General features: G+C 73.1%; 13 protein-coding genes. 3 read left to right on the top strand and 10 right to left on the bottom strand.

What is annotated here, in order from left to right; all coding sequences use genetic code 11:
• Positions 1-146: 146 nt before the first annotated feature.
• Both L0984_RS08865 and gshB read left to right on the top strand, forming a co-directional pair.
• Entirely contained in the window at positions 147-1,403 is a 1,257-nt protein-coding gene (locus L0984_RS08865) for a benzoate/H(+) symporter BenE family transporter (RefSeq protein ID WP_234193336.1), read from the top strand.
• Entirely contained in the window at positions 1,400-2,350 is a 951-nt protein-coding gene (gene gshB, locus L0984_RS08860) for a glutathione synthase (RefSeq protein ID WP_234193335.1), read from the top strand. Before L0984_RS08865 ends, gshB begins: the two co-directional genes overlap by 4 nt.
• Before the next feature lie 157 nt (positions 2,351-2,507).
• Here the strand turns inward: gshB and L0984_RS08855 are convergent, their stop codons facing one another.
• The gene (locus L0984_RS08855; protein ID WP_234193334.1) at positions 2,508-3,788 is read right to left on the bottom strand and encodes a CaiB/BaiF CoA transferase family protein; all 1,281 of its coding nucleotides are present in this window, start codon (positions 3,786-3,788) and stop codon (positions 2,508-2,510) included.
• Between the two features lie 146 nt (positions 3,789-3,934).
• Between L0984_RS08855 and L0984_RS08850 the strand changes: the two genes are divergently transcribed.
• The gene (locus L0984_RS08850) at positions 3,935-4,849 is read left to right on the top strand and encodes a LysR family transcriptional regulator (RefSeq protein ID WP_234193333.1); all 915 of its coding nucleotides are present in this window, start codon (positions 3,935-3,937) and stop codon (positions 4,847-4,849) included.
• Positions 4,850-4,873: 24 nt separating this feature from the next.
• Here the strand turns inward: L0984_RS08850 and L0984_RS08845 are convergent, their stop codons facing one another.
• From L0984_RS08845 to L0984_RS08805, 9 genes are read right to left on the bottom strand one after another with little or no spacing between them, the layout of a single operon-like run.
• Positions 4,874-6,031: an acyl-CoA dehydrogenase family protein gene (locus tag L0984_RS08845; protein WP_234193332.1), complete on the bottom strand. Its 1,158-nt coding sequence runs from the start codon at positions 6,029-6,031 to the stop codon at positions 4,874-4,876.
• A 9-nt stretch (positions 6,032-6,040) separates the two neighbouring features.
• Complete coding sequence (locus L0984_RS08840) at positions 6,041-7,258, bottom strand: thiolase (protein WP_234193331.1); 1,218 nt, start codon at positions 7,256-7,258, stop codon at positions 6,041-6,043.
• Positions 7,255-7,635, bottom strand: a complete 381-nt coding sequence (locus L0984_RS08835; RefSeq protein ID WP_234193728.1) for a Zn-ribbon domain-containing OB-fold protein — start codon at positions 7,633-7,635, stop codon at positions 7,255-7,257. The genes L0984_RS08840 and L0984_RS08835 overlap by 4 nt, the downstream gene beginning before the upstream one ends.
• 28 nt (positions 7,636-7,663) lie before the next feature.
• Positions 7,664-8,656, bottom strand: a complete 993-nt coding sequence (locus tag L0984_RS08830) for a tripartite tricarboxylate transporter substrate binding protein (protein ID WP_234193330.1) — start codon at positions 8,654-8,656, stop codon at positions 7,664-7,666.
• A 19-nt stretch (positions 8,657-8,675) separates the two neighbouring features.
• Positions 8,676-10,199 carry a class I adenylate-forming enzyme family protein gene (locus L0984_RS08825; protein WP_234193329.1) on the bottom strand — a complete coding sequence of 508 codons (1,524 nt, stop codon included), beginning with the start codon at positions 10,197-10,199 and terminating at the stop codon, positions 8,676-8,678.
• 1 nt (position 10,200) lies between these two features.
• A complete protein-coding gene (locus L0984_RS08820; protein ID WP_234193328.1) occupies positions 10,201-11,193 on the bottom strand; it encodes a Bug family tripartite tricarboxylate transporter substrate binding protein in 993 nt (330 codons plus the stop codon).
• A 52-nt stretch (positions 11,194-11,245) separates the two neighbouring features.
• Complete coding sequence (locus L0984_RS08815; RefSeq protein ID WP_234193327.1) at positions 11,246-12,454, bottom strand: acetyl-CoA C-acetyltransferase; 1,209 nt, start codon at positions 12,452-12,454, stop codon at positions 11,246-11,248.
• A 34-nt stretch (positions 12,455-12,488) separates the two neighbouring features.
• Positions 12,489-13,784: an acetyl-CoA hydrolase/transferase family protein gene (locus L0984_RS08810; protein ID WP_234193326.1), complete on the bottom strand. Its 1,296-nt coding sequence runs from the start codon at positions 13,782-13,784 to the stop codon at positions 12,489-12,491.
• Positions 13,781-14,581, bottom strand: a complete 801-nt coding sequence (locus tag L0984_RS08805; protein ID WP_234193325.1) for an enoyl-CoA hydratase/isomerase family protein — start codon at positions 14,579-14,581, stop codon at positions 13,781-13,783. The genes L0984_RS08810 and L0984_RS08805 overlap by 4 nt, the downstream gene beginning before the upstream one ends.

The following is a 14,581-nucleotide window of genomic DNA, read 5'->3' as shown; positions in this document are numbered from 1 at the left end:
CCCGCGGGGAGAGGGAGTCAGGCCATGCCGCGTGGCGGGACCCATGGACGTGCCCGTGTCCGCCCCTCTCCCCTCGCGGGAGAGGGGTTGGGGGAGAGGGGGCCGCCCGCCGCGCCCCTGACGCCCGCCCGGCACAATCGCCGGCTATGCGTTTCTTCCGGGATGTCAACCTGCCCGCCTTCACCGCCGGCTTCGTCGCCGTGCTGGTGGGCTTCACCAGTTCGGTGGCCATCGTGTTCCAGGCCGCGCAGGCCTTCGGCGCCGATTCCGCCCAGATCGCCTCCTGGATGTGGGCGCTGGGCCTCGGCATGGGCCTGGCCACCGCCATCCCGTCGCTGTGGCTGCGCAAGCCAGTGATGGTGGCCTGGAGCACGCCCGGCGCGGCCGTGCTGGCCACCGCCGGCGCGGGCTATTCGATGGGCGAGGCGGTGGGCGCCTTCATCGTCTGCGCCGCGCTCATCACGCTGGCCGGTGCCACCGGCTGGTTCGAGCGGGTGATGAACCGCATCCCCATGGCCATCGCCTCGGCCCTGCTGGCGGGCGTGCTGGCGCGCTTCGGCCTGTCGGCCTTCACGGCGGCGCAGACGGCGCTGCCGCTGGTGCTGCTGATGCTGGCGACCTACCTGGCGGGCAAGCGCTGGCTGCCGCGCTACGCCGTGCCGCTGACGCTGGCGGTGGCCATCGCCTATGCGGCCGTACGCGGCCAACTGGCGTGGAGCACGGTGCATTTCACGCTGGCCATGCCGGTCTTCACGATGCCGCAGTTCGGCTGGCAGGCGGCCGTCAGCCTGGCGCTGCCGCTCTTCGTCGTGACCATGGCCTCGCAGAACCTCCCGGGGGTGGCCGCCATCCGCGCCGCCGGCTACGACATGCCCATCAGCAAGCTCATCACGCTCACCGGTGTGGCCACGCTGCTGCTGGCGCCCTTCGGCGGCTATGCGCTCAACCTGAGCGCCATCACCGCCGCCATCTGCATGGGCCGCGAGGCGCATGAAGACCCGCACAAGCGCTACACCGCCGCCGTGTGCTGCGGCCTCATCTACGTGCTGATCGGCTGCTTCGGCGCGGCGGTGGCGGGCCTGCTCACCGCCTTTCCCAAGGAACTGGTGGCGGCCATCGCCGGGCTGGCGCTGCTGTCCACCATCGGCGGCGGGCTGGCCACGGCCCTGCGCGACGAGGCGCACCGCGAGGCGGCGCTCATCACCTTCCTGGTCACGCTTTCGGGCGTGACTCTCTTCGGCATCGGCTCGGCCTTCTGGGGCGTGGTGGCCGGCGCGGCCGCGCTGCTGGTGCAGCGGGCCGGCCGGCCAAAGGCCCCCGCCGGCAAGGACATCGCGCCTGCCTGCAAGATCAGGCTGGACGCCCGCCAGGGCGGCCACGACAACACGCACAAGCCATCATGAACTTCCTCTTCGTCGCCGATCCGCTCGACCTGTTCAAGACCTACAAGGACACCACCTTCTCGATGATGCGCGAGGCCCAGCGCCGCGGCCACCGCATCGCCGCCTGCCTGCCGCAGGACCTGGGCTGGCGCTCCGGCGGCGCGGTCGAGGCCGAGGTGCTGCGCATCACCCTGACCGGCGATGCCAAGGACTGGTACACGGTGGACGTGCGCGAGCGCGCGGCCCTGAAGGACTTCGACGCCGTGCTCATGCGCAAGGACCCGCCCTTCGACGCCGAGTACATCTACGCCACCCACCTGCTGGAGCAGGCCGAGCGCGAGGGCGCGCGCGTGGTCAACAAGCCCCGGGCGCTGCGCGACCACCCGGAAAAGCTGGCGATCATGGAGTTCCCGGAATTCACCACGCCCACGCTGGTCACGCGCAGCGACGCGGCGGTGCGCGCCTTCCATGCGGAGCACGGCGACATCATCCTCAAGCCGCTGGACGGCATGGGCGGCATGGGCATCTTCCGCGTCAAGCAGGACGCGCTGAACCTCGGCTCCATCATCGAGACGCTCAACAAGGGCGGCGCCGAGACGATCATGGTCCAGCGCTTCGTGCCCGAGATCAGCCAGGGCGACAAGCGCGTGCTGGTGATCGCCGGCCAGCCGGTGCCTTACTGCCTGGCGCGCATCCCGCAGGGCACGGAAGTGCGCGGCAACCTGGCGGCCGGCGGCAAGGGCGTGGCCCAGCCGCTGTCGGCCGACGACCGCCGCATCGCCGAGGCCATCGGCCCGAAGCTCTTCGCGCGCGGCCTGCTGCTGATCGGCCTGGACGTGATCGGCGGCTCGCTCACCGAGATCAACGTCACCAGCCCCACCTGCTTCCAGGAGATCCACGACCAGACCGGCTGCGACGTGCCGGCGCTGTTCGTCGACGCGCTGGAGGCGCAGGTCACCGCAGGCTGAACGGCCCCAGCCAGCCGGTGGACCCGCTGGCCCCGAGCCTGGCCTGTCCTGCGCTTGTCGAAGGGTCGAAGGGCTTGCGCCAGGCTTCGACAAGCTCAGCCCGAAAGGACTTTGGTGAACTGACGGGCGTGGGGCTGAACGGCCTTCTTCCAGGCGCTCAGACCACGCCGCGGGCGCGCAGCCTGGCGATGTCCCCGGCGCCCAGGCCCAGGCGCTCGGCCAGCACGGCGTCGGTGTGCTGGCCCAGGGCCGGCGGCGCATGGCGCAGCGTCGGCGGCGTGTCCGACAACCGCAGCGGGCTGGCGGCCGTGACCACGCGGTCCACCGCCTCGCCGTCCGGGCGTTCCCCCTCGGCATAGCGACGCTGCGTCACCGCGAGGCCGCGGGCCCGGGCCTGCGGGTCGGCGAAGGCCTGGCCGATGTCGTTGATCGCCCCGCAGGGCACGGCCTTGTCCTCCAGCAGCGCGATCCAGTCGGCCGTGGGGCGCTGGCGCGTCACGGCTTCCATCCGCGGGACCAGCGCCGCACGGTGCACCACCCGCGCCGCGTTGGTAGCAAAGCGCGGCTCCTGCGCCCAGCCGGTGCCGGCGGCGGTGCAGAAGCGGGCGAACTGCCCGTCGTTGCCGATGGCCAGCAGCATGCGCCCGTCGGCGGTCGGGAAGTCCTGGTAGGGCACCACGCTGGGATGGCTGTTGCCCAGGCGGCCCGGCACCTGGCCGCTGTTGAGGTAGCCCGCACCCTGGTTGGCCAGCACGGCCATGGCCACGTCCATCAGCGCCATGTCGATGTGCTGGCCGCGGCCGGTGCGGTGGCGCGCCTCCAGCGCGCCCAGGATGGCGGTGGTGGCGTACATGCCGGTGAACAGGTCGATCACCGCCACGCCCACCCGCAGCGGCCCGCCGCCGGGCGCGTCGTCCGGGCGGCCGGTCACGCTCATCAGGCCGCTCATGGCCTGCACCAGCAGGTCGTAGCCGGCGCGCGGCGCATAGGGGCCGGTGTGGCCGAAGCCGGTGACCGAGCAGTAGACGAGCCGCGGGTTCAGCGCCGACAGGCTGGCGTAGTCGAGCCCGTAGCGCGCCAAGCCGCCGGTCTTGAAGTTCTCCACCACCACGTCGCTCTGCGCCGCCAGCGCGCGGATCAGCTGCTGGCCCTCGGCGGTGGCCATGTCCACCGTGACCGAGCGCTTGTTGCGGTTGCAGGCGGCGAAGTAGCAGGCCTGGTCGGTGGGCTGGCCGGTCGCGTCGGCGAAGAAGGGCGGTCCCCAGCGGCGGGTGTCGTCGCCTTCGCCGGGCTTCTCGATCTTGATGACGTCGGCGCCCAGGTCGGCCAGGTTCTGCGTGCACCAGGGGCCGGCCAGCACGCGCGAGAGGTCCAGCACCCGCAGGTGCGACAGCGCGCCGGCAGGCGCTTCGGGGGCAGGCGTCGGGGCAAGGGTCATCGCAGGCTTGTCTCCACGGCGCAGGGCAGGCCGCCGGCCCATGCTACGGGCGGCGGCGGCCGGGCCGCTTCTCATTTGTGGAAGGCGGGCTTCCACCGAGGCGGGCGGGGCCGGCGCGTCCAACGCCCTTCCTAGAATGCCCGCCCATGGCCATGCACTTCGACCTGGTGGACCTGCGCCTGATGGTGCACATCGCCGACGCCAACAGCATGACGCGCGGCGCGGAGCTGTCCTTCATCTCGCTGCCCGCGGCCAGCACCCGCATCAAGAACCTGGAGGAGAGCATCGGCACCAAGCTGCTCTTCCGCACCAACCAGGGCGTGACGCTCACGCCGCCCGGCCAGGCGCTGGTGACGCATGCCCGCGCCGTGCTGGGCCAGATCGAGCACCTGCGCGGCGACATGCAGGAATACGTGCGCGGCATCAAGGGCCATGTGCGGGTGTTCGCCAACACCACCTCGCTCAGCGAATTCCTGCCGCCGGTGCTGCGGCACTTCCTGCGGCGCAACCCCGACGTCAACATCGACCTGCGCGAGCGCCTGTCGCACGACATCGTGCGTGCGGTGATGGACGGCCAGACCGACATCGGCATCGTGGCCGGCCTGGTGCGCACCGAGGACCTGGAGACGCTGCCCTACCGCCGCGACCGGCTGGTGCTGGTGGTGCCGCAGGGCCATGCGCTGCAGGCCGAGGCGCAGATCGACTTCGCCGACACGCTGGCCTTCGACCACGTGGGCCTGCACGAATCCAGTGCCATCCACGCCTTCCTGCGGCAGGCCAGCGACCAGCTTCACAAGCCCATCAAGCAGCGCATCCAGGTGGGTAACTTCGAGACCGCCTGCCGCATGATCGCCTCCGGCGTGGGCGTGGGCGTGCTGCCCGAATCGGCCGCCAGCCGCCATGCGCAGGCCATGGCCATCGGCATCGTGCCGCTGTCGGACGCGTGGTCGGTGCGCGAGATGCAGATCTGCATGCGCCGGCGCGAGACGCTGCCGGCCTTCGCGCAGGAGCTGGTGGCGCTGCTGGTGGCCGACGCGCAGGGCCGGCTCGACCCCGACTGAGGCAGCCGGCGTCGCGGTCTTCCTTCAGGCCACGCGCCCGTCCCGCGCCATGGCCCGCGCGATGATGATCTGCTGGATCTGCGTGGTGCCCTCGTACAGGCGCAGCAGCCGCACGTCGCGGTAGAAGCGCTCGATGCCGTACTCGGCCATGTAGCCCGCACCGCCCAGGATCTGCACCGCGCGGTCGGCGATGCGGCCGCAGGCCTCGGTGGCGAACATCTTGGCGCTCGACGCCTCGATGGCCACCGGCAGGCCGTCGTCGCGGCGACGCGCGGCCTCCAGCGTCATCGACTCGGCGGCGAACAGCTCGGCCTGGCTGTCGGCCAGCAGGGCCTGCACCAGCTGGAAGTCGGCCACCGGCTGGCCGAACTGCCGGCGGTCCATGGCATAGGCCAGCGCATCGCGCAGGATGCGCCGCGCCAGGCCCACCGCCACCGCCGCGATGTGGATGCGGCCCTTCTCCAGCACCTTCATGGCGGTGCGGAAGCCCTGGCCCTCGCGGCCGCCGATCAGGTTGGCGGCCGGCACCCGCACGTCGTCGAAGAGCACGTCACAGGTGTGGGCGCCGCGCTGGCCCATCTTGCGGTCGGGCTTGCCGAATCGGATGCCCGGCGTGCGCGCGTCGACGATGAAGGCCGAGATGCCGCCCGCGCCCTTGTCCTGCGGATCGGTGCGGGCCATGAGCGTGAACATGCCCGCATGCGGCGCGTTGGTGATGTAGCGCTTGCTGCCGTTGACCACGTAGTGGTCGCCGTCGCGGATGGCGGTGGTGCGCAGCGAGGCGGCGTCCGAGCCGGCCTCGGGCTCGGTCAGCGCGAAGGAGGCGATCAGCTCGCCGCTGGCCAGCCGCGGCAGCCAGTCGCGCTGCTGCTCGGGCGTGCCGTCGATCAGGATGCCCTGCGAGCCGATGCCCACGTTGGTGCCGATCACCGAGCGGAAGGCCGGCGAGGTCTGGCACAGCGCGAACAGCACCCGCGCCTCCTCTTCCATGGTCAGGCCCAGCCCGCCGTGCTGCTCGGGGATCGACAGGCCGAACAGGCCCAGCGCGCGCATGTCCTGCACGATGTCGGCGGGCACGTTGTCCGTGCGCTCCACGGTGTCTTCGGCGGGCACGAGGCGCTCGCGCACGAAGCGTTGGACGCTGTCCAGCAGCGCCTCCAAGGTCTGGGGATCGCGGATCATGGGTCTTCCTTACAGGGCGTCGGCCGTGCCCAGCACGGCGGTGGATTGGCTGGAGAGCGTGCCGCCGTTGCCGTGGACCACGGCCGTGCGGTGCGTCGCCAACTGGCGCTGGCCGGCCTGGCCGCGCAGCTGCCGCACGGCCTCGACCAGGGCGAAGATGCCGTACATGCCCGGGTGCACGCAGGACAGCCCGCCGCCGTTGGTGTTGACGGCCAGCCGCCCGCCCGGGGCGATGGCGCCGCCTTCCACGAAGGGGCCGCCCTCGCCCTTGGCGCAGAAGCCCAGGTCCTCCAGGAACAGCAGGGTGTTGATGGTGAAGGCGTCGTAGAGCTGGGCCATGTCCATGTCGGCCGGGCCCAGGCCCGCCATGGCGAAGGCCTGCGCGCCCGATTGCGCGGCGGCGGTGGTGGTGAGCACCGGCATGCACGAGATCTGCCGGTGCCACACCGCCGTGGCCGTGCCCAGCACATACACCGGCGGCTGCGGCAGGTCGCGCGCGCGGTCGGCGCGCACCAGCACCAGCGCGCCGGCACCGTCGGTCACCAGGCAGCAGTCGAGCACGCCCAGCGGGCTGGCGACGGGGCGGGCCGCCAGCACGTCGTCCACCGTGAGCGGATCGCGTCGGAAGGCTTCGGGGTTGCGCTGGGCCCAGGCGCGGGCGGCCACGGCCACCTCGGCCAGCTGGGTGCGCGTGGTGCCGAACTCGTGCATGTGGCGCGCCGCGGCCAGCGCATAGGCGGTCACGGGCAGCACCGGCTCATAGGGAAACTCGAAGGGCTGCGGATCGAGGAAGCGCCGGGCGGCCTGCATCTCCCGCCGGCCGAAGCTGGCCGAGCGCTGCGCGCTGCCGTAGCACACCAGCACCGCCCGGCACTGCCCGGCCTCCAGCGCGCGGAGGGCCGGCAGCAGGTGGGCGATGAAGCTGCTGCCGCCCAGCATGGTGCCGTCGATGTAGCTGGGGTTGATGCCCAGGTGCTCGATCACCGGCATGGCCCACATGCTGGCCGACACGCTGCAGGTGGCCAGGCCGTCGATGTCCTGCATCGTCAGGCCCGCGTCGGCCACCGCGGCATGGGCGGCGCGCACCAGCAGCGTCATGTCGTCCATGCCCGGCGACTCGCCGCAGCCGTAGGTGGCGGCACCGGCGATGGCGACGCGGCCGCGCAGGCCGCGGTTGGCGGCGGCGGCATCCAGCGCCGAGCGGGGGAGTTGTCCGGCCGTCGTCATGCGCCACCGCCTTCCTCGGGATGGAAGAGCACCAGCCCGCGGCCCTCGCGCTGCACCACGCGGGCCTTCACCCGCTGGCCGATGCGCACGGCCTCGGGCGCGATGCCTTCCACGCGGCTCATCATGCGCACGCCTTCGTCGAGGTCGATCAGCGACACGTTGTACGGCCCGCCGTCCTCCGCCTTGCGGTGGACCGTGCTGGCCGAATGGACCTCGCCGGTGCCGCGCGCCCGCACCCAGCGCAGCGGCGCCGCGCCGCAGTGGGGGCAGAGTTCGCGCGGCGTGAAGACATGGCGGCCGCACTGCGGGCAGTGCTGCAGGCAGAAGCGGCCGGCATCCAGCTCGGCCTGGTAGTGGGCGCCGGCGCCGACGTGCATGGTGGAAAGGGGGGTGCTGGACATGGCGTCAGGACACCGTGATGCCGGCCGTCTTGATGACCTTGGCCCACTTGGCCATCTCGCTGTGCAGCCGCTGGCGCAGGGCCGCCTGCGTGCCGGGGTCGGCCTCGGCACCGGCCTCCAGCAGCCGCTGGCGCACGGCCGGGTCGTTGAAGGCGGTGTTGAAGTCGGCGTTGATGCGGTCCAGCACCGGCTGCGGCGTGCGCGCCGGCGCGAACAGCGCCGCCCAGGAATAGGCCTCGTAGCCCGGCAGCCCGGACTCGGCCACCGTCGGCACCGCCGGCAGCATGGCCGAGCGCTGCGGACTGGCCACGGCCAGCACCTTGATGCGGCCGGAGCGGATGTGCGGCAGCGCCGTCGGTGCGTCGCTGAACATCAGCTGCACCTGCCCGCCGAGCAGGTCGTTCATGGCCGGCGCGCTGCCCTTGTAGGGCACGTGCAGCAGCTTCGTGCCGGCCTCCATGTTGAACAGCTCGCCCGCCAGGTGCGTGCCGCCGCCGTTGCCGGAGGAGCCGAAGCTCAGCTGGCTGCCCGGCTTCTTCGCCAGCGCGATCAGCTCGGCGATGGTGTTGGCGGGCACCGCGGCATTCGCCACCACGAACACCGGGAACACCGCCGCGAAGCTCACCGGCGCGAATTCCTTCTCGATGTCGTAGGGCAGCCTGCCCATGAGCGACGGGTTGACCGCGTGGTGGATGGCGCCCACGAACAGGCTGTAGCCGTCGGGCGCCTCCTTGGCCGCGACCGCGGCGCCCACGGTGCCGCCGGCACCGGCGCGGTTGTCGATGAGGGTGGGCGTCTTCCAGATCTCCGACAGCCGCTGGCTGGCGATGCGGGCCGTGGTGTCCACCGGCCCGCCGGGCGGGAAGGGCACGATGAAGCGCACGGGGCGGCTGGGCCAGGGCTCGGCGGCCAGGGCGCCGAACGGCCAGGCGGCGCCGGCGAGCAGGCCACCGGCCAGCAGGCGGCGGCGGGTGGAATCGGCGGGGGCGATGGGCATGGCGATGTCTCCTTCCTGTTCAGGGCGTCGGCGCCTCGGCCCATTCGCGCAGCACGCGCCGCAGGACCTTGCCGTTGGTGTTGGTGGGCAGCTCGTCCAGCGCCACGATGCGCGCCGGGCGCTTGTAGGGCGCCAGCAGCGGGCGCAGGTGGGCCTGCAGCGCGGCGGCGTCGAGCGCCGCGCCGCGGCGCAGCTCCACATAGGCCACGATGGCCTCGTTGCCGTCGTCCTCCGCGCAGCCGACCACGGCCGAGCGCTGCACGGCGGGATGCGTGTTCAGCGCCAGTTCCACCTCCGCCGGGTACACGTTGAAGCCCGAGCGGATGATCATTTCCTTCAGCCGGCCGACCACGAAGAGCGCGCCGTCCGCCGCCAGCTCGCCCAGGTCGCCGCTGGCATACCAGCCGCCCGGCCGCATCGCGGCCGCGGTGGCCTCGGCGTCGCGAAAGTAGCCGGGCATCAGGCCGCGGCCGCGGATCCACAGCTCGCCACGCTCGCCCGTCGGCAGCGGCCGGCCCGTCGCCGCATCCACCACCTGCAGCTCGGCCTCGGCCACGCGGTGGCCGGCGCTGGTGTCGTCGCGCTGCTCGCCCAGCCGGGTGATGTGCACCGAGCCCGCGTACTCGGACAGGCCATAGCCGTGGTGCAGCACCTGGCCGAAGGCCGCTTCCACGCGCCGCTTGAGCGCCAAGTCCAGCGGCCCGGCGCCGGTGTAGAGGTAGCGCAGGTGCGGCGCCTCGGGCCGGGCGATGCCCGCGTGCTCCAGGTGGGCCAGCAGGCGCGAGAACAGCGCGGGCGGCCCCTGCAGCTGCGAGACGCCCTCGTGCGCCAGCGCCTGCAGCAGGTCCTGCGGCTCGAACTGCGGCCGCATCACCAGCTGCGCGCCGGCCAGCAGCGAACTGATCAGCACCGTGCCCAGCCCGAAGATGTGGGTCATCGGCACGAAGGCATAGCTGCGGTCCTCGGGCCCCAGCCGGCGCGAGGCGCCCGACACCCGCGCGAAGTGCAGCAGCGCGTCGTGGGTGAGCATCACGGCCTTGGGCCGGCCGGTGGTGCCCGAGGTGAAGATGAGCGCGGCCACCGCGCCGCGCTCGCCGGGCATGGGGTCGGGCTCCGGCCGGGCGGTGGGGCGCACGGCGCTGCGATGCAGGCCGGGCACGGCCGACGGCACGGCGCCCATCCGCGTGGCATGGGCGGCGGCGCTGTCGCTGGCCTGGCCCGTGAAGTACACGACGCGGGCATCGGCGGTGGCGTCGAAGCCCTCCACCTCGGCCGGCGCCATGCGGGCGTTGACGCCGCAGGACCAGGCGCCGACGCGGCTGCAGGCCAGGATCAGCGCCGCATGCTCGGGGCAGTTCTCGGCCACCACCATCACGCGGTCGCCGGGCCGCACGCCCAGCGCGCGCAGCTCGGCCTCGGCCACATCGGTCAGCGCGCCCAGCTCGGCGAAGCTCAGGCTGCGGCCGTCGGGCAGGTGGATGAAGGGCCGCTGCGGCGCTTTGGCCAGCCAGCGGTCCAGGGCATGGTGAAGGCGTGTGGCCATGTCAGTCGACCACGATGCCCTGGGTGACGGTGGACCACAGGGTCCGTTCCTGCGCGGCGCGCTCGGCCAGCTTCTGCGGCGAGCCGGTCCATTCGTCGTAGCCCAGTTCCTTCAGGCGCCTGGCCAGGGCCGGCTGCGCCAGCGTGGCGGTGATGGCGCGGTTGAGGCTTTCCACCTTGGCCGCGGGCAGGTCCTTCGGTCCGTAGATGCCGTACCAGCCGCCCACGTCGAAGCCCTCCAGCCCGGCGATGCCCGATTCGGCCAGCGTGGGCACGTCCGGCAGCGTGGCATTGCGCTGCGGCGAGGTCACGGCGATGGGGCGCACCTTGCCCGCCGCGATGTAGGTGCTGGCGGTGCTGATGATGTCCATCATCATGTCGATCTGGCCGCCGATCAGGTCGGTCATGGCCGGCGCATTGCCCTTGTAGGGAATGTGATTGAGCGCGATGCCGCTGCGCTTGGCGAACAGCAGCACGCCCAGGTGGTTGGAGCCGCCCACCCCCGCCGAGCCGTAGCTCAGCTTGCCCGGGTGCGCCTTGGCATGGGCCACCAGGTCGCGCGTGGTCCTGAAGGGCTCGTCGTTGTTGGCCACCAGCACGTTGTAGTAGCTCAGCACCGGCGCCACGGGCGTCAGGTCGCGGGCCGGATCGAAGGGCATGCGCGCCATCACGTTGGGGCTGATGGTGATGGTGGGGCTGGCGGCGAAGAAGAGCGTCAGGCCATCGGGCCGGGCGCGCACCACCTCGCCGCCGGCCAGGGTGGCATTGGCGCCGGGCTTGTTCTCCACCACCACCGGCGCACCCAGCTCGCGCGCGAGGGCCGCGGCCACCAGGCGCGCGCCCTGGTCCACCGGGCCGCCGGCCGCATAGCCGACGACGAGGCGCACCGTCTGGTTGTCCTGCGCCAGGGCCGGTGGCAGCGCGAAGGCGGTGGCGAAGGCCAGCGCGGCCTGCAACAGCGGGCGCCGGGCGTCGAGCGAACGGGGGGTGGCCATGGGTTGTCTCCTTGTCTTCGAATGAATGGGGTGGCCCGCGGCGGGCCCGCGCTCAGGCGCGTTCGAACACGGCCGCGATGCCCTGGCCGCCGCCGATGCACATGGTCTCCAGCGCATAGCGGCCCTGGCGGCGCTGCAGCTCGTGCATCAGCGTGGCCAGGATGCGCACGCCCGTCGCGCCAATCGGGTGACCCAGCGAGATGCCCGAGCCGTTGACGTTGAGCTTGTGGTCGATGGCGTCCCGGTCCTGCCAGTCCCAGCCCTGCAGCACCGCCAGCACCTGGCAGGCGAAGGCCTCGTTGAGCTCGACCAGGTCCATCTGGTCCAGCGTGAGGCCCAGGCGCTGGAGCAGCTTCCGGGTGGCGGGCACCGGCCCGATGCCCATGTGCGAGGGCTCGCAGCCGGCCGCGGCCCAGCCCACGAGCGTGCCCATGGGCGTGAGGCCCAGCTCGGCCAGCCTGTCCTCGGCCACCACCAGGCAGGCCGCGGCCGCGTCGTTCTGCTGGCTGGCGTTGCCGGCCGTGACGCTGCCCTCGGCCATCAGCGGCCGCAGCCGCGCCAGGCTCTGCGCGGTGGTGTCGGGGCGGATGCCTTCGTCGCGCGCGAAGCGCAGGGGCTCGCCCTTGCGCTGCGGCACCGTCACCGGCACCACCTCGGCGTCGAAGCGGCCGGCTTCCCATGCGGCGGCGGCGCGGGCATGGCTGCGCGCGGCGAAGGCATCGGCGGCCTCGCGGGCGATGCCGTAGTCGCGCGCCAGGTTCTCGGCCGTCTCGATCATTCCGGAGATGCGGCCGAAGCGCTGCTCCGGCTGCGAGCGCTCGCGCCCGCGTTCGAGCCGGTCGTAGAAGCGCACGTTGCCCGCCCGCGCCCCCCAGCGCATGTCGGTGCTGTAGTACTCGATGTTGCTCATGCTCTCCACGCCGCCCGCCAGCACCACGTCGGCCGCGCCGCTCTGCACCATCATGGCGGCCGTTACCACGGCCTGCAGCCCGCCGCCGCAGCGCCGGTCCAGCTGCATGCCGGGCACCTCCACCGGGAGGCCGGCCTGCAGCGCGGCCCAGCGGCCCACGCAGGGCACCTCGCTGTTGGCATAGGACTGGGCGAACACCACGTCGTCGATGCGGGCCGGGTCGACGCCGCTGCGTTCGACGACGGCGCGCACCACGGTGGCGGCCAGTTCTTCGACGGGCACGGGCCGCAGGCTGCCGCCGAAGGCGCCGACGGGCGTACGCAGGGGGGTGACGATGGCGGCTCGGCGCATGGAGGCTCCTGGGGCAATGAAGGGAAAAAGGGGGTCAGGGAAGGGCGAGGGCCGCGCCGCACTGGCGCAGCAGCGCGTGCGCCTCGTCGGCCAGCGCGGCGCGATGCGCGGGCGCGGCGATGTCGATCAGGCGCTGCACGCGGCGCGACAGCGGCTGGCCGCGCAGGTCGGCCACGCCGTGCTCGGTGACGACGAGGCCGGCATCGCTGCGGGCCGTGCTCACGGGGCCGGACAGGCGGGCCACGATGCGGCTTCGGCCCTGGTGCGTGGCAGGCAGCGCCACGATGGGCAGCCCGCCGCGGCTGCGTGCGGCGCCGCGCAGGAAGTCGGCCGCGCCGCCCACCGCGCCCACGTACACGCCGCCGGCGACTTCGGCATTGACCTGGCCCGTGAGGTCGACCTCGATGGCGCTGTTGATGGCCGCGAGGCGATGGCTGTCGGCCAGCACCTGCGCATCGTGCGTGTAGCCGGTGTCGCGCAGCTGCAGGGCCGGGTTGCGGTGGGCCCAGCGCCGCAGCGCGGCCGTGCCCATGAGGATGCCGGCGATGCCCGTGCCGGTGTCGCGCGTCTTGCGGGCATGCGTGAGCACGCCGGCCTCGGCCAGCGCGGCCACGCCGTCGCCGGCCACGCCGCTGTGCAGGCCCAGGTCGCGGTGGCCGTGCAGCGCGGCCAGCACCGCCTCGGGCAGGTTGCCCACGCCCAGCTGCAGCGTGGCACCGTCTTCCACCAGGCCGGCGATGTGCGTGGCGATGGCCTGCTCGGCCGCGCCGGGTGCGCTGCGCTGCAGGTCCGGCGGGGGCTCGGTGGCCTCCACCAGCAGGTCGAAGTCCTCCCGCTGCAGCAGCGGGCCGCCGGCCGTCCAGGGCACCGCGGGGTTCACCTCGCCGATCAGCACGCGGGCGCGGGCGATGGCGGCGGGCAGGTACTCGCAGGCCAGGCCCAGGCTGAAGCGGCCCTGGGCATCGGGCGGCGGCAGCTGCAGCAGCACCACGTCCGCGGCCAGCCGGCCGTCGGCGAGCAGCGCCGGCAGCTGCGAGTAATGGCAGGGCAGGATGTCCAGCACGCCGGCCCGGGCCAGCGCGCGGTGGGCGCCGCCGGCCGAATAGCCGAAGAAGTCCAGCACGTCGGCCTGCGCCGGCTGCAGCGTGTCCGACGCCGCGATGCCCACGAACACCCGCAGCCGCCCGCCGGCCGCCAGCGCATGGCGATGCGCCACCAGCGCGCGGGTGAGCGTCAGCGGCTCGGCGGTGGCCTGGCCCCACCAGAGCGTGTCGCCAGGGCGCACCAGCGCCTGCAGCCGCTGCGCGAGCGCTGCCTGCGGGGTCGTCATGCGTCGCGGTTCCAGTCGAAGCGCAGCGGCTGCTTGTCGCGGAAGCGCTGCACCGCGTCCTGGTGGTAGGCCGAGCCGCGGCACATCGTCTGGGCATAGGCCTCCATCTCGGCCAGGGCGGCGGCGTCCTGCTCGAAGGCGCGGTTCATGATGGTCTTGGCCATGCCGATGGCGGCGGTGGAGGCTTGGCCGAAGCGCCGGGCCAGGCCCAGGGCGGCAGCCTGCAGCGCCTCGGCGTCCTCCACCACCTGGTAGACGATGCCCAGCGACTGCGCCTCCTCGGCACCGAAGCTGCGGGCGGTGAAGACCAGCTCCTTGGCCTTCTGCCGGCCCACGATGCGCGGCAGCAGGTGCATGGCGCCCAGGTCCGGCACCAGGCCGATGCGGCCGAACACGGCGCAGAAGCTCGCGCGGCGCGTGGCCAGCACGAAGTCGGCCGCCAGCGCCAGGCTCAGGCCGGCACCGAAGGCCGGGCCGTCCACCGCGGCGATGACCGGCTTCTCGAGGTTCTCCAGCGCCGGGAACCACTGGTGCAGCTGGCGCATGCGCTCGCGCCAGGGCAGGCCGGCCTGGGCCGGGTCCAGCATCTGGCCGATGTCGCCACCGGAGCAGAAGGCGCCGCCCGCGCCCTGCAGGATCACGGTGTGCACCTGCGCGTCGTCGCGCATGCGGGCGATGGCCGCGGCCAGCGCCGGGCGCATGGCCTGGCTCAGGGCGTTGCGCGTCGCGGGGCGGTTGAGCGTGAGGAGGCCCACGCCGTCCTGCACGTCGGCGAGGATGGGGCTGTCGTCGGACAT

Source organism: Pseudacidovorax sp. NFM-22, from assembly GCF_021401245.1.
Taxonomy (GTDB): domain Bacteria; phylum Pseudomonadota; class Gammaproteobacteria; order Burkholderiales; family Burkholderiaceae_C; genus Xenophilus.
This window is presented reverse-complemented; position numbering and strand designations above follow the sequence as displayed.